Below are 22,076 nucleotides of genomic sequence, written 5' to 3' on the forward strand. Positions count from 1 at the left end.
CGGATGGCCAGCCGCGCATTCGACGTGAAACCGCTCTTCGCGGAACCGTACTTCGTGACCAGCATCGCCGATGCGATCACGCCCGAGCAGGTCAAGCTGCTCAAGGGGCTCGAGATGGTCGACAACCAGACCAACAAGATCTCGAAGGACCTCTACATCTTCAAGCGCAAGGAGCTGCGCTCGATCGCCAAGGCGGTGCAGGAGGCGCTCGACACCTATGCCAAGGAGGTGATGGGGCTGACGCAGAAGCTCTACGTCACGCAGAGCTGGACGCTGGTGAACCCGCCGGGGGCAGGGATGCACGGGCATTCGCATTCGAACTCGATCGTGTCGGGCTCGCTCTACTACGCCGCGATGCCCGATCCGCCGGCGAACATGATCTTCGAACGGCACACCGCCTACCAGCAGCTCGAACTGGGGCCGAACAACGGGCAGGTGAACGTCTACAACACGCTCAAGAACGCGGTGGTGCCCAAGCAGGGCGACCTGCTGCTGTTCCCGAGCAAGCTGCAGCATTACGTCGAGCCCAACCAGTCGCAGATGCCGCGCTACTCGATCGCGTTCAACGCCTTCATCAAGGGCAAGCTGGGATCCTTGCGCGACGTGTCGGAGCTGACGCTCTAGCGGCTCGGGGGGAGAACGCGCGGGGAGGGCGCGCGGCGTGGGCGCGCTAGTCGACCAGCGCGAGCTCGACCAGGCCGTGGCCGCGCCCGACCAGGCCGAGTTCCTCGGCCGCGGCGCGCGAGACGTCGATGATCCGGCTGCCGTGGAACGGGCCGCGATCGTTGACCCGCACGACCACGCTCGCCCCGGTGCGCGGATTCGTGACGCGCAGGCGGGTGCCGAAGGGCAGGGTGCGGTGCGCGGCGGTCATCGCGTACATGTCGAACGGCTCGCCGCTGGCGGTACGGCGCCCGTGGAACTTGCGCCCGTAATAGGAGGCGGTGCCGCTGCCGATCGCGGTCTCGTCCTCGACCACCTCGATCGGCGGGTCGATCTCGGTCACGTCGACCGCGCCGTCGGCGGGTTCGGGCGTGGTGTCGGGTTCGGGGACCGAGGGAAAGCTGTCGGCGAAGCTCGGCGGTACGTCCTGCACCACCGGTTCGGACACGGCGTCCTGCGACACCGCCGCCGAGCTCGACCAGGTGAGGGCGAGCATGGCGGCCAGCCAAGTGGCGCGGCGCAGGGGTTTGCGGGTCCCTTCCATCGTGGCCGGGTTATACAGCGCCGAACGGCTCAGGAGTCGCGATGTGCCACCGTTTTGCCGCAATTTGCCGTCGTCCGGTCGCGATTCCGGGCGGCAAAGAACGGGAAATTGCCGATCCGCCCCTCGAGAATCGCGGCGCCAGTGTGACTCGGGTCCGGAATGACAAACGGGGCCGGCATTGCTGCCGACCCCGCTCTCGCCGACGTCTCGTTCCGGGGGGAACGCATACGCCGAAGCATGTTGCCCGTTGGCCGAAACCGCGGGGCTCGTGCGTCCGGCGCTCGCGCCGGGAACCGGTTCCGTCGGGCGGGGAGTTCCGGTCCACGAGCCTGAGGCTCGCTTTCCTTCACTGCCACCACCCGGCGGTTCCGAAGCCTTCACATCCGTAGCGGTCTCGCGATATCCGCGGTTCCGGCAATCCACGAGGGATTGCGTTTCACCCGACTTTTCCCTTCCGGTTCCGTCGGTGCCGAAGCACCCCGGTTTCCCGGAACTTGCGGTCTTCGCTCGGTTCGGCTCGCGCCTCCCTTTGCTCCGACCTCGCGTGACCGGATGATCCGGCCAAACCGTAACGAGCCACTCGCAGCATCTGCGGTTCGTCTTGATCAAACCCGAAGGTTCGTTCGCGACGTGTTTTCCGACGCTACCGCGGGCTCAGCCACGGTACCGGATGGTTTCAACGGAATTCCGCTTTCCTATCAAGCCTTTCGGCCTTCAAGTTCCGACGGGTTCCTCCGCCTTCCGATGACTTGAAACTGCGCCGGGAAAGCGATTCGTTCAAGCTGTGCAAGCCCGACTTATCGACATTCCACACTTTTGGCTGTGGACAACGGTGGATAAGTAATGACAAGCGTGGATTGCATTTGGTGCAACAATATTATAAGTGCGCCGCCAATTCCGACATATTTGCCGAGTCGTGGTGAGTTCGATCCTGAATTCAGCCGCGCCGGTCGCGCGCACCCAGCAGTCGCAGTCGCAATGCATTGAGCTTGATGAAGCCCGCCGCATCCTGCTGGTCGTAAGCGCCGGCATCGTCTTCGAAGGTGACGTGGGCCTCCGAATAGAGCGTGTCGCGCGACTTACGCCCGACCACCATCGCATTGCCCTTGTAGAGCTTGAGCCGCACGGTGCCGTTGACGCGCTCCTGGCTCAAATCGATCGCCGCCTGCAGCATCTCGCGCTCGGGGCTGAACCAGAAACCGTTGTAGATGAGTTCGGCATATTTCGGCATCAGCTCGTCCTTGAGATGCGCCGCGCCGCGATCGAGCGTGATCTGCTCGATGCCTCGATGCGCGCGGGCATAGATCTCGCCGCCGGGCGTCTCGTACATGCCGCGCGACTTCATGCCCACGAAGCGGTTCTCGACCAGGTCGAGCCGGCCGATCCCGTGCTTCCGACCGAGATCGTTGAGTGCGGCGAGCAGAGCAGCGGGGCTCATCGCCTCGCCATTGAGCGCGACGCCGTCGCCCTTCTCGAAATCGATCTCGATATATTTGGGCGTGTCGGGCGCGTCCTCGGGATGGTCGGTGCGCGAATAGACGTAGTCGGGCGTTTCCTCCCACGGATCCTCGAGCACCTTGCCCTCGGACGAGGTGTGAAGGAGGTTCGCATCGGTCGAGAACGGGCTCTCGCCGCGTTTGTCCTTGGGCACCTGGATCTGGTGCTTTTCGGCCCAGTCGATCAGCGCGGTGCGGCTGGTGAGGTCCCATTCGCGCCACGGGGCGATCACCTTGATGTCCGGATCGAGCGCATAGGCGGACAGTTCGAAGCGCACCTGGTCGTTGCCCTTGCCGGTCGCGCCATGGGCGATCGCGTCCGCGCCGGTCTCGTGCGCGATCTCGACCAGCCGCTTGGAGATCAGCGGCCGCGCGATGCTGGTGCCAAGCAGGTAATCGCCTTCGTAGCGGGCATTGGCGCGCATCATCGGGAAGACGAAGTCGCGGACGAATTCCTCGCGCAGGTCCTCGATGAAGATGTGTTCGTCGGGAATGCCCATCGCGCGCGCCTTGGCCCGCGCCGGTTCGATTTCCTCGCCCTGGCCGAGATCGGCGGTGAATGTCACGACCTCGAGCCCGCGCTCCTTCATCAGCCATTTGGCGATGACGCTGGTATCGAGGCCGCCCGAATAGGCGAGGACGACGCGGGAGATGGGCTTGGTGTCGGTCATCGCGCGCAGCTAGCAGCGGCGCGGTTCCTGGGCAATCTTTCGCATGCCGACGGGTGCCGGGATACGACGCGCCGCATTCGAAGCCGCTCGTCCTTACTCCGCCGCGTCGCGCAGTTTCGGATCGAGGCTCCATTGCGGCGCTTCGTCCGCGTCGCGCAGCCGGGCGCTTTCTTCGTACATCCAGTCGCGGGTCATCGGGATCGCGGCGCGGTCCTTCACATAGAGGATCTGCCAGTTGACCATCGTGCCGTGACGGAAGCTCTGTTCGGCGCCGGCGAGGTAGTAGAGCCACATGCGGTAGAACTGCTCGTCGTAGAGCGAGACGATCTCGTCCTTGTGGAGGACCGTGCGGTTGTACCATTCCTCCAGCGTGTGGCTGTAGTGGAAGCGCATCGCCTCCACGTCCATCACCTGCCAGCCATGCTTCTCGCTCTCGCTCACCAGTTCGGACAGGGCGGGAATATAGCCACCGGGGAAGATGTACTTTCGCGTCCATGCATCGGTCGTGCCCGGAGGTCCGGCGCGGCCGCAGCAATGGCTGAACATCACCCCGTCGGGCTTCAGCAGGCGTGCGGTATGCTCGTAGAATTGCGGGTAGTGGATCGTGCCGACATGTTCGAGCAGCCCGACCGAGCAGATGCGATCGAACCGCCCGCCTACCTCGGCCTCGACGTCGCGATAGTCGCACAATTCGAATTTCACGCGGTCCGCCACGCCCAGCGCCTCGGCGCGCTCCTTGCAGAATGCGATCTGGTCGGGCGCGAGGGCCACGCCCAGCACGTCGACGTCGTAATGCTTGTGCAGATAGAGCGCGAGCCCGCCCCAGCCGCAGCCGATATCGAGCACCTTCATGCCCGGCTTCAGGTTCAGCTTGGCCGCGATATGCGCCTTCTTGTCGAGCTGCGCCTGCTCCAGCCTGTTCGCCGGGTCGCGGTAATAGGCCATTGTGTACTGGCGGTCCTCGTCGAGGAACAGCTCGTAGAGGCGGCGGGTGAGGTTGTAGGTGTGCTCGGCATTCTTGCGCGCTTTGCCGCGCAAATTGATCCCGTCGAATTTCGCCGCGGCCTTCTGCAGGAACTTGCGCAGCTTGCCCTGGGCGTGGGTAGCATCGTCGCCGATCTTCTTCGCGTTGCGGGTGAAGAACAGGATCAGGTCGCGGATATCGTGCGGTTCCTCGACCACCAGCCAGCCCCACATGAAGGCCTCGCCCGCGCCCAGTTGCGGGTAGCGGGCGATATGGCCCGCCGCGCGCTTGTCGGTCAGGCGGAGGCGGATCGGCTTCTCATCCTCGCCCGATCCGTAGGAGTAGGACTTCCCGTCATGATCGGTGACGGTGAGGCGACCTTCGGAGATCAGCCGATTGAGCAGTTTATCGAGTAGCCACATATGTCATATGTTTATGCCAGTTGCCCGATCTGGCAATAGAATAGAGCGGACGTCCACAGCGGCGCCCACCGGGAAGGAGCGTTCGGATGGCGAACAAGACCACGCAGACCGAGGCGAGCGTCGAGGAATTCATCGACACGATCGATCATGAGCGCAAACGCGAAGAGGCCCGCGAACTGCTCGCGTTGTTCGAGCGCGTGACCGGCGAACGACCGAAGTTGTGGGGCCCTTCGATCATAGGGTTCGGCGAATATCACTACGAATACGACAGCGGGCGCGAGGGCGACTGGATGCGGACCGGTTTCAGCCCGCGCAAGGCGAAACATTCGCTCTACCTGATGGGCGGCTATTGCGACGAGGCCGAGGCCGAGCGGCGCAAGGAGAAACTCGATCGGCTGGGCAAGTGGTCGCGCGGCAAGAGCTGCCTCTACATCACCAAGCTCGACGACGTGGACATGGACGTGCTGGAGGAGATCGTCGCCGACGACTGGGAGACGATGAACGCGCTTTATCCGCCGGCCTGATCCGTCGCGCTGCGGTCGCGCGCGAGGAACATCACGTCGCGATCCTGCGACAGGACGTGCTGGCCCGAATCGATATAGAGCGTCTCGCCCGAAGCAAGCGTTCCTTCGGCGAGGAACAGCGCGGCGTCCGCGACCTCCGTGATATCGGTCTTGCGTTCGAGCAGGTTCATCCGGTGCGAGACTTCGGTCTCTGCCTCGTCCTGGTCGTGGCTCGGCAAGATCGCGCCGGGCGCAAGCGCATAGACCCGGTCGTCCGAACCGCGATGCGCGATCGCGAGCATCCGCATCGCCGCGGCGACCGCGTGCTTGCTCATCGTGTAGCTGAAGAAATCGGGATTGGGGTTGGCAAGCTTCTGGTCGGTCAGCTGGATCACGCGTCGCCCGGCGCTGCTCTTGGCATGTTCGAGAAAGGCCTCCGCCATCCGCACCGGTGCGAGGGCGTTGACGTGCATGGCGTGCTCGAAAATCGTCGGGTCGACCTTGTCGTAACTGTCGCGCTCGAACACGCTCGCGCAGTTCACCAGAACGCGCCAGTCGGGCAGGCGTTCGGCTAGCTCGTCGATCATCTGAACTGCCGAACCGCTATTGGCGAGATCGCGCTGGATGATTTCGGCCGAGGGCAATTCGTCGGCGAGCGCCTGCGCTTCCTCTTCGGAGGTGCCGTAATGGATCACGACGTGCCACCCGGCTTCGGCGAAACGACGGACGATCTGCGCGCCGATGCGCTTGGCACCGCCGGTAACGAGGACGGATGGCTTGTTCATGGGCAGCGGCAAAGCACACATGGGTGCACTTGGCTAGCCTTGGCGACCTAGCCGCGCCGAACCGTCAGCGCATACCAGTCGCGCCGCACGCCATCTGCGCCCTTGCCGCGATATTTCTCCGCTGCATCAATGACAAAGGCTGCATCCCGATAGATGGCCTCGAGCCACTCGGTAGCGGGGAAGTTGGTGAGCCGGCCGAGCGGATCGCGTGCCTCGCCGTCGCCGAGCTTGTAATTGGCATAGTGCCATCCTCCGGGGCGTAACGCTTTCCGGATCCGTTCGAGGATGTCGGGGAGCTCGGCCCGCGCGACGTGCAACAGGCAGGCATGTGCCCAGACGGCGTCGTAGGTTTCGATCGCGTCGAGCTCGTCGAATCGCATCTGCCGGGCCTCGACGCCGAACCGTTCCTTCGCCTTGCGGATCAGCGCCGATGTCGCGTCGGTTGCGTCGAGATCGAACCCGCGCTCGATCATGCGAGCGGCATCTTGACCCGTGCCGCAACCGAGTTCGAGAATACGCGCTCCGGGGGCGAGCCGGTCGAGAAAGCCGTCGAGATGGACGCTGTGCGTGGTGCCGAAACTGAATGCGAAACGAGGAGCGTTGGCCTCGTACCAGGCCAATGTCTCCGCGTCGCTCAACCGGCGGCCGCCGCGGCAGCCTCGCGGTCGCGCTGGGCGCGACTCTTCTTTTCGGCGGTCGTCTTCAACTGGCCGCAGGCGGCGTCGATATCGCGCCCGCGCGGGGTGCGGACGGGCGCGCTGATACCGGCCTCGAACACGATGCTCGAGAAAGCCCTGATCCGTTCGGGAGTCGAGCACTCGTAAGGCGCACCGGGCCAGGGGTTGAACGGGATCAAATTGACCTTGGCCGGCAGGTCGAACTGGTTGATCAGGCGGACGAGTTCACGCGCGTCGTCGTCGCTGTCGTTCTTGTCCTTGAGCATCACGTATTCGAAGGTGATGCGGCGCGCATTCGAGGCTCCAGGATAGTCGGCACAGGCCTGCAGCAGTTCCTCGATGCCGTACTTCCTGTTGATCGGCACGATCTCGTCGCGGACCTTCTTGGTCACCGCGTGGAGCGAGACGGCGAGGTTGACGCCGATCTCCTCGCCGCAGCGTGCCATGGCGGGCACCACACCGCTGGTCGAGAGCGTGATCCGCCGCTTGGAGAGGGCGAGCCCTTCGCCGTCCATCACGATCCGCAGCGCATCGCGGACATTGTCGAAATTGTAGAGCGGTTCGCCCATGCCCATCATCACGATATTGGTGAGCAGTCGGCCGTCGGCGCGGTATTCGGATTCGCTTTCCTCTTCGGCGAAATCCATCTTGCCCTTGGGCCATTCGCCCAGCGCATCGCGCGCGAGCATGACCTGGCCGACGATCTCGCCCGGGGTGAGGTTGCGCACGAGGCGCATCGTGCCGGTGTGGCAGAAGCGGCAATTGAGCGTGCAGCCCACCTGCGAGGAAACGCACAGCGTGCCGCGGGTCTCATCGGGGATGAAAACCATCTCGTATTCGTGGCCGTCGGCTGTCTTGAGCAGCCATTTGCGCGTGCCGTCGGACGAATGCTGCGCCTCGACCACGTCGGGCCGGGCGATCACGAAGCGCTCGGCGAGCCAGGGGCGCATGGTCTTGGCGATATCGGTCATCGCCTCGAATTCGGTCTCGCCGCGATGGTAGATCCAGTGGAACACCTGCTTGGCGCGCAGCTTGGACTGCTTGGCATCGAGCCCGGCGCCCGCGAACAGGTCCATGATCTGCTTCTTGGTGAGGCCGAGCAGGTCGATGCGGCCATCGGCGCGCGGCGTGATCTCGCGCGCGACGGGAACGGGGTCGACCTGCCCCGGTATGGCCATGAGGTTCGTGTCTGCCATGGGAAGGCGCGATATAGGGACGGCTATCGGGTTTGGCTAGCGTCGCGTCATCGCGTCCTGGCGCAACCCACCGTCGCGGCATCGATGGCGGTGGCGGCCCCCGACAGGTCGTAGCGATCGGAGAAGCGAGTGCCGCTCTTGTCGGTCGCAGTCACCCGCATCGAGTTGGCCAAGCGCATCGCGGCGATCACTGCGGCGTCCATACGCTTGTGGCGGGCCCACGCATCACCGCCGCCGCCGACGAGTTCGAAACTGTCGCGCCCGACACGCAGGCGGATCACTCCGCCGTCGCGAACCTCTCGCGACAGGCGGAAATGAAGCTGGTTGCGGACCCCGCGATTCGGCCAAGTCCCGACGCTTGCGAATGGTTCGAAGCGGCGCTGTCGATCGCTAGGCTCGGCTGCGGCGATGGCATAGCAGCGCGGCACGCGCGGATCGCGGAACGCGCCCCAGCTGTCGAACACGCCAAGGCTGTCGCGCGCCATGGCCGGGACCGCGAGGAGCACCATGGCCCCGAACACGGCGAACCCCTTCATGCGGCGTTCTCCCGCGCCGGGTATTGGATCGCCACGATCTCGTATTCCTTCTCGCCGCCGGGCAGGAAGACAGTGCGCAGATCGCCGACCTCGGCCCCTTTTAAGGCCCGCGCGAGTGGGCTCGACCAACCGATCCGGCCTGATCCCGCATCCTGTTCGTCATCACCCACCAGCGTCACGACCCGCTCGTCATCGTGCTCGTCCGCCAGCGTCACGGTCGCGCCGAAGAACGCGCGGGTGCGATCGGGCTGGGCCGAGGGATCGACGACGCGCGCATTCTTCATCCGGCGCGCGAGGAAGGCGAGCTCGCGGTCGATCTCGCGCATTCGCTTGCGGCCGTAGAGATAATCGCCGTTCTCGCTGCGATCGCCATTGCCGGCAGCCCAGCTGACGATCTCGACGATCTCGGGCCGTTCCTTCGACAGCAAATGGTCGTAGCGCGCCTTTAGAGCCGCCAGGCCAGCGGGCGTAATCGGATGTCCGTCATGTTTCACCCTCGAGGCTTTAGCGCGAAGGAACCGGCCTTCCAAGGAAGCGGCTGGGGGTACGCGGCGTGCCGTATCGCGCCTGCTCGGGATAGAGCTGCTCGTAGGCCACTGCATTGCCGAGCACGCGCTGGACGTAGTTCTTGGTCTCGAAGAACGGGATTTTCTCGATCCACTCCTCCCACGAAATCTCGCCCTTGCGCGGATCGCCATTGCGCTCGATCCACTGGATCGCGCGACCCGGGCCGGCATTGTAGCCGACCAGCGCGAGCGGGTAGCTGCCGCCGAAACGGTCCATCAGCTGCGCGAAATAGGCGTTGCCGAGCCGCATATTGTATTGCGGATCCTCGAGCAGCGCGTTGCGCGAATAGGTCACGCCGAGATTGCGCGCGGTGTCCTGCGCGGTCCCCGGGATCAGCTGCATCAGTCCATAGGCATTGGCATGGCTCAAGGCCTTGGTCGCGAATTCACTTTCCTGCCGCGAGATCGCGTGGACCATCGTCCAGTAGGAATTGATCGGCGTGTCGAGCTTTGGATAGCCGACGCGCTCGAACCCGGGCACGCCATTGGCCTGCGTCGCTGCGCCGAGATGAACCGCCAGGTCGCGGCGGCCGAGTTCCTGTGCGAGATCGTAGACCATCTGCGCCCTGGTCGGGGTATCGGCCCACTCGGCGAGCTCGGTCAGGAAGTAACGCGTGTCGCGCCAGTCGAGCCCGCCGCGCGCGGCTTCCTTGACCGCCTGCACCAGCGGCATGGCGGCGAAGCGGACGCGTTCCTGCTCGGTCGGCTGCGGGGTAGGGGGCGCGGCAATGGTCGGGAACTCACGGCCAAGGCGTTCGAGCGCAAGCTGGCCGTAGAACATGTCGGGATATTGCGCGGCCATTTCGTAATAGCGATTGGCCTCCGCCTGGTTGCCCGCACGCTGCGAAGCGAAGCCGGCCCAGTAGAAACCCTTTGACCGGGTCGGCGCAGTCTTGGCTGCGGCACCGTAGCGATAGAATAGCGGCGCGGCACCCGCGGGATCGTCGAGCTGCCACATCGCGCTCGTCCCTCCGAGCCACACCAATGAGGTGTAGTCGTCGCGGATCGAGTAGCTCATGTCGCTGATATCGGCATCCGGGGCGAAGGCTTGGTCGACCTTCTGCGCAATCCGGAAGGCAGAGGAAGCACCGCCATCGCGCGCCACTTCGAGCACTTCGGCGAGCCACAACTCGCCGTCGAGTGCGGGAGCCGTCATGGTCGGTGCATTGGCGAGCAGGGCCACTGCGGCCGATTGCTGGCCGTTGCGGCGCCACTGGCGGGCCTGGTTGTAGAGATAGCCGGGATCGCTGCGTGCATTTGCAGGCACGTTCAGTCCGATATCCTGCGGCTCGGAACCCTGGATGATCGCCAGTCGCGCCATGTAGAGATCGCGCTTGGCCGGCGAGACGAAGCTGATCGCACGCGCCGCGGCCTCAGTGCTACGCTGCCACAGGAGCGCGTCCATCCGCATGTCGTGATCGGCCTGCGTGAAGCGCGAACCGAACAGGCCGGACAGATACACTTCGGTGACCGAATTCATCTCTCCGCCGCGCCAGGATTCGCGTGCCCAGCGAAACGCTTCGTCGCGCCCGAGCTGGCCGAGCGCCATCGCGTAGCGCGCCTTGGCGGTGTTGGTCAGCGGCGGAAACCGGTCGTGGAAAGCGACGAGGCGCGCGGCGGGAACCGCCTGCTTGTCGAGTGCGCGTTCGGCGCGGCGCTGGATCAGTTCCTGCCGCGGGAGTCCCGGATTGGCCTCGATGAAGTTGGCGTACGTCTCGAAGCCGTAACCTTCGCTCTCGGTCAGGTTCTTCCACTGGCGCAGCGCCTGCGCCATGGCTCCGGGCTGCTGCGCTTCGACGCGCTCGCGCATTTGGTCCCAGCGATCGGCCTGCTGCGCATTCGCAGCCCCCCCGGCCAGTACGAGGGGAAGAGCGGCGGAAGCGAGCAATATGCGACGTATCATGCTGGACATCGTAGTGATTCCCTCCTTATCGCACGCTGAACGCGCGACCGTCCGGTCCGTTTCCGCGACGATACGAGGTAATAGCATGTTTTCCGGTTCGATTCCCGCCTTGGTGACGCCCTTCAAGGACGGCAAGTTCGATGAACAGACCTATCGCCGCCTGATCGACTGGCAAATCGAGCAGGGCAGCAGCGGGCTGGTGCCCTGCGGGACGACCGGCGAGGCATCGACGCTGTCGATCGAGGAACATCATCGCGTGGTCGAAGTCTGCATCGACCAAGCCGCCGGGCGCGTGCCCGTGATCGCGGGCTGCGGCAGCAACGATACCCAGAACGCGCTCGCGCATATGCGCTTCTGCAAGGAGGCGGGCGCCGCTGCGGGCCTGTGTGTCGCACCTTATTACAACCGCCCGAGCCAGACGGGCCTGATCGCGCATTTCAGCTATCTCGCCGAGAATTCGGACCTGCCGATCGTGCTCTACAACGTGCCGAGCCGGACGGTCACCGATATCGAGGACGAGACGGTGGTCGAACTGGTCCGCAAGTATCCCGACCGGATCGTGGCGATCAAGGATGCCAGCGGCGACCTGTCGCGGGTGGCCGACCACCGCATGGGCCTCGACAAGGATTTCTGCCAACTATCGGGCAATGACGAATTGTGGCTCCCGCATTCGGCAGCGGGCGGTTCGGGCTGCATTTCGGTCTCGGCGAATGTGGCACCGGCGCTGTGCGCCGAATTCTACGAGGCGATGGCGGCCAACGATCTCGTACGCGCACGCGAACTGAACGACCGGCTCTTCCCGCTGCACTACGCGATGTTCTCCGACGCCAGCCCGGCACCCGCCAAATACGCGCTCAGCCGCGTCCACGACTGGGTCAATGACGAGGTCCGCCTGCCGATCTGCCGGGCGAGCGACGCCGCCCGGAAAGCGGTCGACGAAGCGCTGGAGCATGCCGGGCTGGTCTAGATGACCTCGTCCTCGTCGAGCTGCGGTGCCGGGGGCAGCGGCGGTTCGCTCGCCGCCAGCGCCTCGATGATGCTGCCGGCATGTTCTCCGACCCGGTCGAGCCGGTCGATCTCGGCAATATGGAACATGGCATCGCCCTGATTGACCACCGGCAGCGTTGCATGGCCGATGATCACCCCTTCGATCGGGCTGACAATTTCGACTCCGTCCTCGCCGAACAACCCGCCCACCACCGCCAGCAAGCTGCCCTTGCGCACCACGTCGCCCGACCTGCGGACCCGGCGTGAAACACCGCCGCGCGGTGCTCGCACCCAGGTCGACCGGTTCGCGCGCATGGGAACGTCGACCGCTTCGAGACCGTCGGACTCGTCGATCATGCCGATATGCGCCAGCACCCGAAGGACGCCCTTCACCCCAACCTCGATCGCGAACCGGTCGAAGCGCAGCGCCTCTCCAGCTTCGAGCAATAACATCGGCGTGTCCCGCTCGGCTGCCAGCGCGCGCATCGATCCGGGGCGCAGCGGGCTTTCGATCGTGATCGGCGCACCGAACGCCATCGCCAGCTCCGAGAGATATGGACTGTCGGCCGCGATCCGCACCTGCGGCAGGTTGTAGCGATGGACCGCGGCGGTGTGCATGTCGATGCCCAGCGCGCAGCGATCGATAACGTGGGTGAGGAAGCAATGCGCGAGTTGCGCCGCGAGGCTCCCGTTCTCGTGACCGGGAAAGCTGCGATTGAGATCGCGGCGGTCGGGCAGGTAGCGGCTGTGCGCGGCAAAGCCGTAGATGTTGACTGCAGGTGCGAGGATCAGCGTTCCCGCCATCTCGTCTGGCAGGAGATGGTCGAGCAATCTCTGGATGATTGCTGTGCCGACGATCTCGTCGCCATGGATGGCCGCGCTCACGAACACGGCTGGTCCCCTCCTGTTGCCGTGCAGCACTTTGAGAGCGAGCGAGGATTCGAGCCCGGTGACCTGCTGGCTGACGGGAATCGAAAGGATCTCGGAAGTGCCGGGCGTGATCGTTCGATCGTGGATGACGAACGGCTCCGGCGGTCTGGCAATCGTTTCCATCGCCCCGTTCTAGCCATGCTTGCCTGCTTTTGAGCAAGCGAAATCGGGGCATTGGCCTTTTGCGCGCGAGCGCCTACATCGCGCACCCCATGGCCCGCCCGACACCCAAGACCTTCGACAAGCAGAAAACCGTCGCCGACAACCGGCGCGCGCGGTTCGACTATTTCATCGAGGACACGTTCGAGGCGGGGATCGCCCTGCAGGGGACCGAGGTGAAGGCGCTGCGCGGTGGCGAGGGCTCCATCCGCGAAAGCTATGCCGAGGTGCGCGACGGCCAGGCCTGGCTGATCAACGCGAACATTCCCGAATTCAGCCACGGCAACCGTAACAATCACGAGCCCAAACGGCCGCGCAAGCTGCTGCTCCATGCGCGCGAGATCGAGCGCATGGTCGGCGCGGTCGAGCGCAAGGGTATGACGCTGATCCCGCTCTCGATCTATTTCAATTCGCGCGGGCGGGCGAAGGTCGAACTCGGACTTGCCAAGGGCAAGCAGGCGCAGGACAAGCGCCAGACCATCAAGGAACGCGACTGGAAGCGCGACAAGGCACGGCTGCTGCGCGACCGGGGCTGACCGGACGTTGCCGGGGCGCGACGATTGTCAGGCCCCGACCCTTGAAGAAAAACCTGTCGAGCGCCATTGGCATTTGAACGATTGCGGTGCGACACCGCGCCCAAGCGCCGTTAACATTACCGGAAGTATGACCGTCAATTCCATGTCCTCGCGTTTCAACCGCTGGCTCAAGCGCAATAGTCCTTCGCGCGAATCGCTCGAGGGCAATCGCTGGGTCGGATTCGCTGCCCGGCGACCGGAATTGTGGCGCCTGACGCGGCGCTCGGTGCCGCGGGGGGTCGCGATCGGATTGCTTGTCGGGATCTTCGCGCTGGTCCCCGGCGTGCAGATGATCGGCGCGGCGCTGATGTGCGTGCCGACCCGCGGCCATATCCCGTTGGCCGCGGCGATGACCTTCCTGTCGAACCCGTTGACCACGCCGTTCATCGTCGGACTGGCGCTCGAGGTCGGCAGCGGGCTTGGCTACAACAGCGACATCCGCGTGTTCCGCCAGCTCTATAATTCGAGCGCGAGTATCGGCGAATGGCTTTCTTGGCTGGCCTCCGATGCCGCGCCGGGCATGGTGGTCGGTCTTGCCGTGATCTCATGCATTGCCGCGGCCATCGGGTATCTCGTCTCCTCCTTCATCTGGACGCGGGTGGTCAATCGTCGGCGTCGGCGGCTGCTGGCCGACCGGAGGAACGGGGGGTGAGGGCGCTGGCCCTCGCGTCGCGGCCGCCGGCCGTCGTTTCGGCGATCGTCGCGACCGGCCTGCTGTTGAGCTGTCTCGCGCTGTGGCTGGCGACCGGCAGCGCGGTCGTTGTAGGCACCTATCTCGGCGCGGTCGTCGTCCTTGGCGGGGCGGGTTGGTTGATGTTGCGCGATACCCAGGTCGATGCGCTCGAAGCGATCGCCATGCCCGACTGGTCGGTCACCGTCGCGGCGATCGACCAGGCCGACCTCGCGATCGCGATCACCGATCGGGCCGGGCGCCTGACCTGCGCAAATTCGCTTTATGAAGACAATTTCGGCACCGCCAAACCGCCGCCCACGCTCGATGCCGACCAGCCGTCGCGTGACGCGCTGCTGCGCGCTTCGCGCGATGCCTGGCGCGATGGACGCGCCGATGCGGGAATCATCCGCTCGGGGGCGGAAAGCTGGGCCGCAGAGCTCGAGCGCGCTGGGCGGGGCGAGGATTACCTGATCTGGCGATTCCAGCGGCAGGCCTCGCCCGACCTCATCGAGGCCGCGATCGCTGCGCTGCGCGGGAAGCTGGGCCGCGCGCTCGATCGTGCGGGCATCGCTGCGGCGATTGTCGATCCCGACGGGTTCGTCATCGCGAACAGCGATGGCTTCGCGCTGCGCGCGACTGGAGAACCGGCGGACGATCTCGCACACAAGGAGTTCGTCTCCTACTTGCGCCAGGACGAGGAGGACCGGATCAGCTGGGCGCGCGAAGGCAAGGGCGGCGCACCGCTGACAATGTATTACATGCCGGTAACCGATCCGGACCTCGCCGATCATGCCGGTGCCGATGCCCATCCCTCGCTGATGCTGCTCGTCGATAGCGGGGTCGGGCTTGGCGGCGGTGGTGGCGACCTGGCCGCGGCAGTGCCGAATCTCGAGGCGCTGCTGGGGCAGCTTCCGCTGGGACTCGCGATGGCCGATCGCGACGGGCTGTTCCTGTTCGCCAATCCGGCCTTCATGCGCGCGGCCGGGAAGGAGGGCGAGCTTCCGCCGCCATATCCGTCGGACCTCGTGGTGCAGGAGGACAAGGGAGCACTGGCCGATGCGGTGCGCCGCTTCGCGCAGGGCCCCACCACCAGCGGCGACGTCGCCGTGCGGCTTTCGGCCCAGCCCGAGGAACCGGTCTCGCTCAGCCTTGCCGGGGTCCGCGGGCTCGGCGACGCGGCGGTGCTGCTGGGGCTCACCGACACCTCGGAGGAATTGCGCCTCAAGCGGCAGATCGCGCAAGCGACCAAGATGCAGGCGGTCGGCCAGCTGGCGGGCGGGGTCGCGCACGATTTCAACAACGTGCTGACCGCGATTTTGGGGATCTGCGACCTCATGCTGCTGCGCCACACGCCGGGCGACAGCGATTACGACGATATCCAGCAAATCCGGGCGAATTCGAGCCGTGCCGCCTCGCTCACCCGGCAATTGCTCGCTTTCTCGCGCCAGCAGACGCTACGCCCCGAAGTGCTCCAGCTGCCCGATGTGGTCAGCGAAATCTCGCAGATGCTCAAGCGTCTCATCGGCGAGAAGATCCGGCTGCAAGTGACCCACGACCGCAATCTCGGGCGGGTCCGGGCCGATCCTTCGCAGCTCGAACAGGTGATCGTGAACCTCGCGGTCAATGCGCGCGACGCGATGCAGTCGAAAGGCGACGGGCGCGGCCAGCTGCGCATTTCAACCAAGCGCGTGACCGCCGCCGATATCCGCGCGATGCGCTCGGAAATCGTGCCGGTCGGCGATTATACCGTGCTGATCGTGTCGGACACCGGGACGGGCATCGCACCCGACAAGCTGGGCAAGATTTTCGAACCGTTCTTCACGACCAAGGAGCAGGGCAAGGGCACCGGGCTCGGCCTCTCGACCGTCTACGGCATCGTCAAGCAGTCGGGCGGCTTCATTTTCGCCGACAGCGAGCTTGGGAAGGGTACGACCTTCTCGGTCTACCTCCCGGTCTATCACGAAACTGCCGAGGCGCGCCAATTGCGCGAAGCCGCCGCAAAGCCCGCTGCACCACAGCGCGAATGGGCCGGAGGCGGGCGGATCCTGCTGGTCGAGGACGAGGATCCGGTCCGCGCGGTGGCCGAACGCGCGCTGACCCGCCAGGGCTACGAAGTCGTCACCGCTGCCGATGGGGAGGACGGGCTTGAACACTTCCTCAAGCACGACAAGTTCGATCTTGTCGTCAGCGACGTCGTGATGCCGATCATGGACGGCCCTGCGATGGTGCGGAAGATTCGCGAGAAGCGAGCAGACCTGCCGATCCTGTTCATGTCGGGCTATGCCGAGGAACAGCTCCGCAACGAGATCGACATTTCCAACATGCACTTCCTGCCCAAGCCGTTCTCGGTCGCGCAGATCGCCGACAAGGTGGCGAATGTGCTGGCGGAATCGAACGCCGGCGAAGGCTAGTGTCAGAAGCCGACTGAAACTCGGGAATTTCCAATCCCTTGGAATTGTGCAATCCACTAGCCCGACTCGGTTCTGGGGAGGAAGTGATCGCATGAAATTCCACAGCATTCTTACCGTCCTGCTGGCCTCGGCCGCGATCGCGACACCGGCAATTGCGCAACAGGCCGATGCGTCCGATCCGTCCCCAGACCGTACCGCGCAGGGCGACGTCGCTGTCACCATCTACCAGGACGGGAACGCGCTGGTGCAGGACGTGCGCCGGCTCGACATTCCGAGCGGGCGGACGCGGATCGAATTTCCCGATGTTTCGGCTCAGATCCGTCCCGCCACGCTCAGCTTCGAGGCGCCGGGCACCGCGATCGTCGAGCAGAATTTCGATTTCGACCTGCTGACGCCGACCAAGCTGATGGAAAAGGCGATCGGAAGCACCGTCACACTGGTCCGCACCAACCCGGCGACCGGGCAGGAAGTGCGCGAACGCGCCGAAGTGCTCTCGACCGCGGGCGGTGTGGTGGTGCGAATCGGCAACCGGATCGAGGTCTTGCGCGATGACGGCCTGCCGGTGCGCGTCGTATTCGACCAGGTCCCGCCCAATTTGCGCGCGCGCCCGACGCTTTCGGTCACGCTCGACAGCAACCGCGTCGGCGCGCGCGATGCCTCGATACGCTACCTCACGCCGGGGCTGGGCTGGGAAGCCGACTATGTCGCGCTGTTCGACGAAGCCAGCGGCACGGTCGACATGCAGGGCTGGGTCACTCTGACCAACAATACGGGGACGACCTTCCACAATGCCGATACGCTGCTGGTGGCGGGCAACCCGTCGCGCGCTGGCCAGCGCACGCGCAGCGACATGGTGCGTCCGGGCACGCAGACCGCCAGTCGCGAGAGGCTGGGCGATTATTATCTCTACCCGCTCGACGAGCGCACCACGATCGCCAATGCGCAGACCAAGCAGGTGAGCTTCCTCGACGTTTCGCGCGTCCCGGCGCAGCGGGTCTATTCGATAGGCACCTCGTGGCTGCGCTCGGACGACGATTTCCGCCCTGCGGCGACCGCGATCGGTTTCAGCTCCAGCCGCGACGGCGGGCTGGGCGATGCCTTGCCTGCCGGCACGGTGCGCTTCTACCAGCGCGATGCCGCGGGCAATCCGCAATATATCGGCGAGAACCGCATCGGGCACACGCCGATGGGCAGCACGTTGTCGCTCGTCACCGGCGATGCCTTCGACGTGTTCGTGAAGGCCGAGGTCGCAAGCCGTGAGGAGATTTCGGCGGACGAATACGAACGCACCGCGCGCTATCGCGTGATCGAGGACGGCGAGGTCGTGCGAGAAGTCGAGGTCGACGAAGAGGTCGAGTATTTCCGCACCACGATGCGCTACACCTTCACCAACGCGAAGTCCGAACCGGTGACGGTGCAGATGATTCAGTACGGGCTCGATCAGTATTGGTGGGCGCGCGATTTCCGCGTCGTGTCCGAGGATGTCGAGGGCGAACAGCTCAATGCCGACCGCCGGCTCTACAGCGTGCAAGTGCCGGCCAATGGTGAGCGGGTAGTGCGCGTGACATACGAGACCAAGTTTTAAGGGGCAGGGCGATGCGCCTCTTGCTTCGAAAAACCAGCCTCGGGGCGATAACGGCGGTTCTCGTCGCCGGTGCGCCGGTGCACGCGCAGGATCGCGCGATCGTCGATGCGTCCGAGCCGAGCGAAATCGATGTCACGGTCTATCGCGATCCCGACCGCCAGTTGGGCCAGCAGCTCGATCGGCAGCTCCCACGCGGCTTCGCGATGATCTCGGAGACGCGCACCGTCACGCTGCCGCCCGGCGAATCTCGCATCCGCTTCGAGGGCGTTGCCGAAGGCATGGTCGCGGTTTCGGCGATCGTTACCGGCCTGCCCGGCGGAACGATCGAGAAGAACCGCAATGCCGACCTGCTGAGCCCGGGCGCGCTGGTCGACGGCACGCTTGGCAATCGCGTCACCATGACGCGCACCGATCCGGCGAGCGGTAAGGTGCGCAGCGAGGACGCGATCGTCCGCACCCGCGCCGATGGCGGGCTCGTCCTCGAGACCGGGGACGGGTTCGAGGCGGTGCGCTGTTCGGGCCTGCCTGAGAAACTCACCTTCGATCGCGTACCCGACGGGCTCTCGGCGCGGCCGATCTTTTCGATCGACACGCGCGACGATCGCGGCGGGACCTACACGGTCACGCTGTCCTACCTTTCCTGGGGCTTCGACTGGGAAGCGAGCTATGTCGCGACCCTCGACGAAGGCGGCGACCAGGACGCGGTCAGTTTCGATCTCACCAGCTGGCTGACGATCCTCAACGATAACGGCCAAAGCTTCGACGGTGCAGACCTGATGGCGGTTGCGGGCAGGCTGAATGTCGTCAGCGATTTCCAGCGTCTGGCATCGCCGCCGCGCGCCACCCCGCTGCGTCTCGAATGCTATCCGATCGGCAGCACCGCAACGGGTTCGCCGATCCCACGCTACGATGATTACTACGACGATCGAATGATCACTGTCACCGGCGCGCGCTTTGCCGAGGCCGCGCCGCCGCCTCCACCTCCACCACCGATGGCGCCGCCGCCACCACCTCCACCCCCGCCACCCATGGCCGCCGAGGAAAATCTCGGTGACCTGAAGCTTTACCGCGTGCCGTTCGCGGTCGATGTGAAGGCGCAAAGCCTCAAGCAGATCGCATTCCTGCGCGAAGAAGGCGTCAAGGGACGCCTCGCCTACGAGTTCGATTGCGGGCCCTGGCAATGGAGCGAACGTCCGCCCGAGGGTGCGCGCATCCTGCTTGAGACCGAGAACGAAAAGGGCAGCGGACTTGGCGTCGCCTTGCCGACCGGGACGGTCGCGATCTTCGAACGCGGTCCGCGCGGCGAACTGCTCGTCGCCGACCGCAATCTGCGCGACTACGCCGTGGGGCAGGACGTCGAACTGACGATCGGCGACAGCGCGCAGGTGTTCGGCCAGTGCCACGGGACCGGCGGCGCGGATCCGCGCAAGGGCGGGCCGCGCGGGACCCCGATGCGCGCCACGCTCACGAACGCGAATCCCTTTCCGGCTATCGTGCGCGTCCGCCTCGGCTGGCCGTCGCAGTGGCGTTTCGAAGGGATCGAGACCGTGTTGGACGACGGCCAGCGAGTCGTCGAGATATCGGTTCCGGCCAACGGATCGCGCGAGTTCGACTGGCGGGTACGGCCGGTCGCAGACTGACCCAACTGCTTGTTCCAGGGACGCTGCTGAAGCCCGGCTTTCCGGTCGGATAGGAAAATTTCTGTTCCACACTTGTTCTTTTGGAACAAACTGCGTACACAGGCTCCCGTTGAAGAGTTGATACCGACCCTAGCGAACCGACGGAGACCATGTCATGGCAGGTACGAATTTGAAGCTCGTGGACAAGGATAGCAACGTGGACCGTCAAAAGGCGCTGGACGCCGCACTCGCGCAGATCGATCGCGCCTTCGGCAAGGGGTCGGCGATGAAGCTCGGCTCGCGCGAGGCGATGAACGTCGAATCGATTTCCACCGGTTCGCTCGGCCTCGATATCGCGCTCGGCATCGGCGGCCTGCCCAAGGGCCGCGTGATCGAGGTCTACGGTCCGGAAAGCTCGGGGAAGACGACCCTGGCGCTGCATGTCATCGCCGAAGCGCAGAAGAATGGTGGCACCGCAGCCTTCGTCGATGCCGAACACGCGCTCGATCCGGTCTATGCCAAGAAGCTGGGCGTCGATATCGACGAGTTGATCGTCTCGCAGCCCGATACCGGTGAGCAGGCGCTCGAAATCACCGATACGCTGGTGCGCTCGAACGCGGTCGACGTGCTGGTGGTCGACTCGGTCGCCGCGCTGGTGCCGCGCGCCGAGATCGAAGGCGAGATGGGTGACAGCCATGTCGGCCTTCAGGCGCGCCTGATGTCGCAGAGCCTGCGCAAGCTCACCGGTTCGATCAACCGTTCCAAGTGCATGGTGATCTTCATCAACCAGCTGCGCATGAAGATCGGCGTGATGTACGGCAACCCGGAAACCACCACCGGCGGCAACGCGCTCAAATTCTACGCCAGCGTGCGCCTCGACATCCGTCGTACCGGCCAGATCAAGCAGCGCGACGAGGTCGTCGGCAATTCGACCCGGGTGAAGGTGGTCAAGAACAAGGTTGCCCCGCCGTTCAAGCAGGTCGAATTCGACATCATGTATGGCGAGGGAATTTCCAAGATCGGCGAGATCCTCGATCTCGGGGTCAAGGCCGGCATCGTCGAGAAATCGGGCGCCTGGTTCTCTTATGACAGCGTGCGCATCGGCCAGGGCCGCGAGAACGCCAAGGACTTCCTCAAGGAAAATCCCGAGGTCTGCGCCAAGCTCGAGGCGGCGATCCGCGGCAAGGAAGACGAGGTGGCCGAGGAAATGATGACCGGTCCCGACGCCGACGACGCCGAATAATTCCTTACTATCCTTTCGAACGGCCGGCGCTCTTCCGAGGAGCACCGGCCGTTTTCGTTTGGTTTTCAACCGCGCGGCTTGCGTCGTGTCATCGTCCGTCTAGGTTCGACCCATGACGAGCAATGCAGACTGGACCGGCCGCGTCGGCGCGAGCTGGGCGGAGAACCACCGTCTCACCGATCGGGCACTGTCCGGGCTGACCGGGCAATTGCTCGATGCGATCCGCCCGCTCGGTGGCCGCCGTATCGTCGATATCGGGTGCGGTGCGGGGGAGCTGTCGCTCGCGCTGGCCCGCGAACGTCCTTCGGCCAAGGTGATCGGCCTCGATATCTCGGCCGACCTGATTGCGGTGGCGCGCGAGCGGGCGGCCAACCGCGACAATCTCGAATTCACGGTTGCCGATGCGCAGGTCTGGCGGGCTGGCGATTTCGATCCCGATCTGCTCGTTTCCCGCCACGGGGTGATGTTCTTCGCAGATCCGGCGGCCGCGTTCGTCAACCTGCGTGAGGGAGCCCAGCCGGGCGCTCAGCTTTGTTTCTCCTGCTTCCGTGCACCCGAGCTCAATCCATGGGCGAATGAGGTGGCGGAAATGTTCGATCGCCCGCAATCGGCCGCGATCGACGAGCCGGGCCCCTTTGCCCTTGCCGATGCCGAGGCGGTTCGTGCGCTGCTCGAACAGGCCGGATGGGACGACGTGACCCATCGTGCGGTGGACTTCGCCTTCATCGGCGGGAGCGGTCCCGAAGCGCTCGACGAGGCGGTCGAATTCTTCACCCGCATCGGTCCAGGCGCCCGGGCCATCGCCGAGCGCGAAGGCAGCGAGCGCGAAGCGGCGCTGTTGCGGCTGCGCGACTGGCTTTCGCGGCGACTTCATGGCGATCTGATCGCCTTGCCAGCGGCGGCCTGGATCGTCACCGCGCGAGCCTGACCCCAGGCGGGGCGAAGATCCCGATGGGGGCAGGGGGCGC

At 65.1% G+C, this 22,076-nt stretch carries 20 protein-coding genes; 10 read left to right on the top strand and 10 right to left on the bottom strand.

The window, feature by feature from the left end:
• Nucleotides 1–3: 3 nt before the first annotated feature.
• Entirely contained in the window at nucleotides 4–624 is a 621-nt protein-coding gene (locus tag IEW49_RS04170; protein WP_188641497.1) for a TIGR02466 family protein, read from the top strand.
• A gap of 46 nt (nucleotides 625–670) precedes the next feature.
• On the opposite strand, the gene IEW49_RS04175 is transcribed toward IEW49_RS04170, so the two are convergent.
• The 3 genes from IEW49_RS04175 to IEW49_RS04185 all read right to left on the bottom strand — a co-directional run bounded on the left by IEW49_RS04175 (nucleotide 671) and on the right by IEW49_RS04185 (nucleotide 4,760).
• Complete coding sequence (locus IEW49_RS04175) at nucleotides 671–1,159, bottom strand: septal ring lytic transglycosylase RlpA family protein (protein WP_229658075.1); 489 nt, start codon at nucleotides 1,157–1,159, stop codon at nucleotides 671–673.
• Between the two features lie 985 nt (nucleotides 1,160–2,144).
• Nucleotides 2,145–3,374: an argininosuccinate synthase gene (locus IEW49_RS04180; protein ID WP_188641499.1), complete on the bottom strand. Its 1,230-nt coding sequence runs from the start codon at nucleotides 3,372–3,374 to the stop codon at nucleotides 2,145–2,147.
• 93 nt (nucleotides 3,375–3,467) lie between these two features.
• Complete coding sequence (locus tag IEW49_RS04185) at nucleotides 3,468–4,760, bottom strand: SAM-dependent methyltransferase (protein WP_188641500.1); 1,293 nt, start codon at nucleotides 4,758–4,760, stop codon at nucleotides 3,468–3,470.
• Between the two features lie 86 nt (nucleotides 4,761–4,846).
• Here IEW49_RS04185 and IEW49_RS04190 point away from each other — a divergent pair, with 86 nt between their 5' ends.
• Nucleotides 4,847–5,284, top strand: coding sequence for a DUF1801 domain-containing protein (locus tag IEW49_RS04190; RefSeq protein WP_188641501.1), 438 nt, complete (start codon nucleotides 4,847–4,849; stop codon nucleotides 5,282–5,284).
• On the opposite strand, the gene IEW49_RS04195 is transcribed toward IEW49_RS04190, so the two are convergent.
• The 6 genes from IEW49_RS04195 to IEW49_RS04220 are packed head-to-tail and all read right to left on the bottom strand — an operon-like array spanning nucleotide 5,269 to nucleotide 10,926.
• Nucleotides 5,269–6,048, bottom strand: a complete 780-nt coding sequence (locus IEW49_RS04195; RefSeq protein ID WP_188641502.1) for an SDR family oxidoreductase — start codon at nucleotides 6,046–6,048, stop codon at nucleotides 5,269–5,271. The two genes, IEW49_RS04190 and IEW49_RS04195, sit on opposite strands and share 16 nt — an antisense overlap.
• Nucleotides 6,049–6,095: 47 nt before the next feature.
• On the bottom strand, nucleotides 6,096–6,686 hold the full coding sequence (locus IEW49_RS04200; RefSeq protein ID WP_188641503.1) for a class I SAM-dependent methyltransferase: 591 nt from the start codon (nucleotides 6,684–6,686) through the stop codon (nucleotides 6,096–6,098).
• On the bottom strand, nucleotides 6,683–7,921 hold the full coding sequence (gene rlmN, locus IEW49_RS04205) for a dual-specificity RNA methyltransferase RlmN (RefSeq protein WP_188641504.1): 1,239 nt from the start codon (nucleotides 7,919–7,921) through the stop codon (nucleotides 6,683–6,685). The genes IEW49_RS04200 and rlmN overlap by 4 nt, the downstream gene beginning before the upstream one ends.
• A gap of 47 nt (nucleotides 7,922–7,968) precedes the next feature.
• On the bottom strand, nucleotides 7,969–8,457 hold the full coding sequence (locus IEW49_RS04210) for a hypothetical protein (protein WP_188641505.1): 489 nt from the start codon (nucleotides 8,455–8,457) through the stop codon (nucleotides 7,969–7,971).
• On the bottom strand, nucleotides 8,454–8,951 hold the full coding sequence (gene greB / locus IEW49_RS04215) for a transcription elongation factor GreB (RefSeq protein WP_188641506.1): 498 nt from the start codon (nucleotides 8,949–8,951) through the stop codon (nucleotides 8,454–8,456). The genes IEW49_RS04210 and greB overlap by 4 nt, the downstream gene beginning before the upstream one ends.
• A 10-nt stretch (nucleotides 8,952–8,961) precedes the next feature.
• Complete coding sequence (locus IEW49_RS04220) at nucleotides 8,962–10,926, bottom strand: lytic transglycosylase domain-containing protein (protein ID WP_229658076.1); 1,965 nt, start codon at nucleotides 10,924–10,926, stop codon at nucleotides 8,962–8,964.
• Nucleotides 10,927–11,011: 85 nt separating this feature from the next.
• On the opposite strand from IEW49_RS04220, the gene dapA reads away from it, so the two are divergent.
• Nucleotides 11,012–11,893 carry a 4-hydroxy-tetrahydrodipicolinate synthase gene (gene dapA / locus IEW49_RS04225; RefSeq protein WP_188641508.1) on the top strand — a complete coding sequence of 294 codons (882 nt, stop codon included), beginning with the start codon at nucleotides 11,012–11,014 and terminating at the stop codon, nucleotides 11,891–11,893.
• Here dapA and IEW49_RS04230 read toward each other — a convergent pair.
• Nucleotides 11,890–12,966, bottom strand: coding sequence for a succinylglutamate desuccinylase/aspartoacylase family protein (locus IEW49_RS04230; RefSeq protein ID WP_188641509.1), 1,077 nt, complete (start codon nucleotides 12,964–12,966; stop codon nucleotides 11,890–11,892). The two genes, dapA and IEW49_RS04230, sit on opposite strands and share 4 nt — an antisense overlap.
• 89 nt (nucleotides 12,967–13,055) lie before the next feature.
• Between IEW49_RS04230 and smpB the strand changes: the two genes are divergently transcribed.
• The 7 genes from smpB (at nucleotide 13,056) to IEW49_RS04265 (ending at nucleotide 22,036) form a co-directional block, all read left to right on the top strand.
• Nucleotides 13,056–13,538 (top strand): SsrA-binding protein SmpB, encoded by a 483-nt coding sequence (smpB, locus tag IEW49_RS04235; RefSeq protein WP_188641510.1) that lies wholly within the window; start codon nucleotides 13,056–13,058, stop codon nucleotides 13,536–13,538.
• Between the two features lie 127 nt (nucleotides 13,539–13,665).
• Nucleotides 13,666–14,229: a DUF2062 domain-containing protein gene (locus tag IEW49_RS04240; protein ID WP_188641511.1), complete on the top strand. Its 564-nt coding sequence runs from the start codon at nucleotides 13,666–13,668 to the stop codon at nucleotides 14,227–14,229.
• On the top strand, nucleotides 14,226–16,661 hold the full coding sequence (locus IEW49_RS04245) for an ATP-binding protein (RefSeq protein ID WP_373282468.1): 2,436 nt from the start codon (nucleotides 14,226–14,228) through the stop codon (nucleotides 16,659–16,661). Before IEW49_RS04240 ends, IEW49_RS04245 begins: the two co-directional genes overlap by 4 nt.
• Before the next feature lie 91 nt (nucleotides 16,662–16,752).
• Entirely contained in the window at nucleotides 16,753–18,246 is a 1,494-nt protein-coding gene (locus IEW49_RS04250) for a DUF4139 domain-containing protein (RefSeq protein ID WP_188641513.1), read from the top strand.
• An 11-nt stretch (nucleotides 18,247–18,257) separates the two neighbouring features.
• Nucleotides 18,258–19,886, top strand: coding sequence for a DUF4139 domain-containing protein (locus IEW49_RS04255; RefSeq protein WP_188641514.1), 1,629 nt, complete (start codon nucleotides 18,258–18,260; stop codon nucleotides 19,884–19,886).
• A gap of 154 nt (nucleotides 19,887–20,040) precedes the next feature.
• On the top strand, nucleotides 20,041–21,108 hold the full coding sequence (gene recA, locus IEW49_RS04260) for a recombinase RecA (protein WP_188641515.1): 1,068 nt from the start codon (nucleotides 20,041–20,043) through the stop codon (nucleotides 21,106–21,108).
• Between the two features lie 112 nt (nucleotides 21,109–21,220).
• Nucleotides 21,221–22,036 (top strand): class I SAM-dependent methyltransferase, encoded by an 816-nt coding sequence (locus tag IEW49_RS04265; RefSeq protein ID WP_188641516.1) that lies wholly within the window; start codon nucleotides 21,221–21,223, stop codon nucleotides 22,034–22,036.
• The last annotated feature ends 40 nt before the right edge of the window (nucleotides 22,037–22,076 follow it).

This window comes from Pseudoblastomonas marina, from assembly GCF_014641655.1.
Lineage (GTDB): Bacteria > Pseudomonadota > Alphaproteobacteria > Sphingomonadales > Sphingomonadaceae > Alteriqipengyuania_A > Alteriqipengyuania_A marina.

Bases quoted from the DNA above. Each gene is read 5' to 3' on its own strand.
- IEW49_RS04170 (WP_188641497.1), top strand. From the start codon at position 4: ATGGCCAGCCGCGCATTCGACGTGAAACCGCTCTTCGCGGAACCGTAC.
- IEW49_RS04175 (WP_229658075.1), bottom strand. From the start codon at position 1,159: ATGCTCGCCCTCACCTGGTCGAGCTCGGCGGCGGTGTCGCAGGACGCC.
- IEW49_RS04180 (WP_188641499.1), bottom strand. From the start codon at position 3,374: ATGACCGACACCAAGCCCATCTCCCGCGTCGTCCTCGCCTATTCGGGC.
- IEW49_RS04185 (WP_188641500.1), bottom strand. From the start codon at position 4,760: ATGTGGCTACTCGATAAACTGCTCAATCGGCTGATCTCCGAAGGTCGC.
- IEW49_RS04190 (WP_188641501.1), top strand. From the start codon at position 4,847: ATGGCGAACAAGACCACGCAGACCGAGGCGAGCGTCGAGGAATTCATC.
- IEW49_RS04195 (WP_188641502.1), bottom strand. From the start codon at position 6,048: ATGAACAAGCCATCCGTCCTCGTTACCGGCGGTGCCAAGCGCATCGGC.
- rlmN (WP_188641504.1), bottom strand. From the start codon at position 7,921: ATGGCAGACACGAACCTCATGGCCATACCGGGGCAGGTCGACCCCGTT.
- IEW49_RS04210 (WP_188641505.1), bottom strand. From the start codon at position 8,457: ATGAAGGGGTTCGCCGTGTTCGGGGCCATGGTGCTCCTCGCGGTCCCG.
- IEW49_RS04220 (WP_229658076.1), bottom strand. From the start codon at position 10,926: ATGATACGTCGCATATTGCTCGCTTCCGCCGCTCTTCCCCTCGTACTG.
- dapA (WP_188641508.1), top strand. From the start codon at position 11,012: ATGTTTTCCGGTTCGATTCCCGCCTTGGTGACGCCCTTCAAGGACGGC.
- IEW49_RS04230 (WP_188641509.1), bottom strand. From the start codon at position 12,966: ATGGAAACGATTGCCAGACCGCCGGAGCCGTTCGTCATCCACGATCGA.
- smpB (WP_188641510.1), top strand. From the start codon at position 13,056: ATGGCCCGCCCGACACCCAAGACCTTCGACAAGCAGAAAACCGTCGCC.
- IEW49_RS04240 (WP_188641511.1), top strand. From the start codon at position 13,666: ATGACCGTCAATTCCATGTCCTCGCGTTTCAACCGCTGGCTCAAGCGC.
- IEW49_RS04250 (WP_188641513.1), top strand. From the start codon at position 16,753: ATGAAATTCCACAGCATTCTTACCGTCCTGCTGGCCTCGGCCGCGATC.
- IEW49_RS04255 (WP_188641514.1), top strand. From the start codon at position 18,258: ATGCGCCTCTTGCTTCGAAAAACCAGCCTCGGGGCGATAACGGCGGTT.
- recA (WP_188641515.1), top strand. From the start codon at position 20,041: ATGGCAGGTACGAATTTGAAGCTCGTGGACAAGGATAGCAACGTGGAC.
- IEW49_RS04265 (WP_188641516.1), top strand. From the start codon at position 21,221: ATGACGAGCAATGCAGACTGGACCGGCCGCGTCGGCGCGAGCTGGGCG.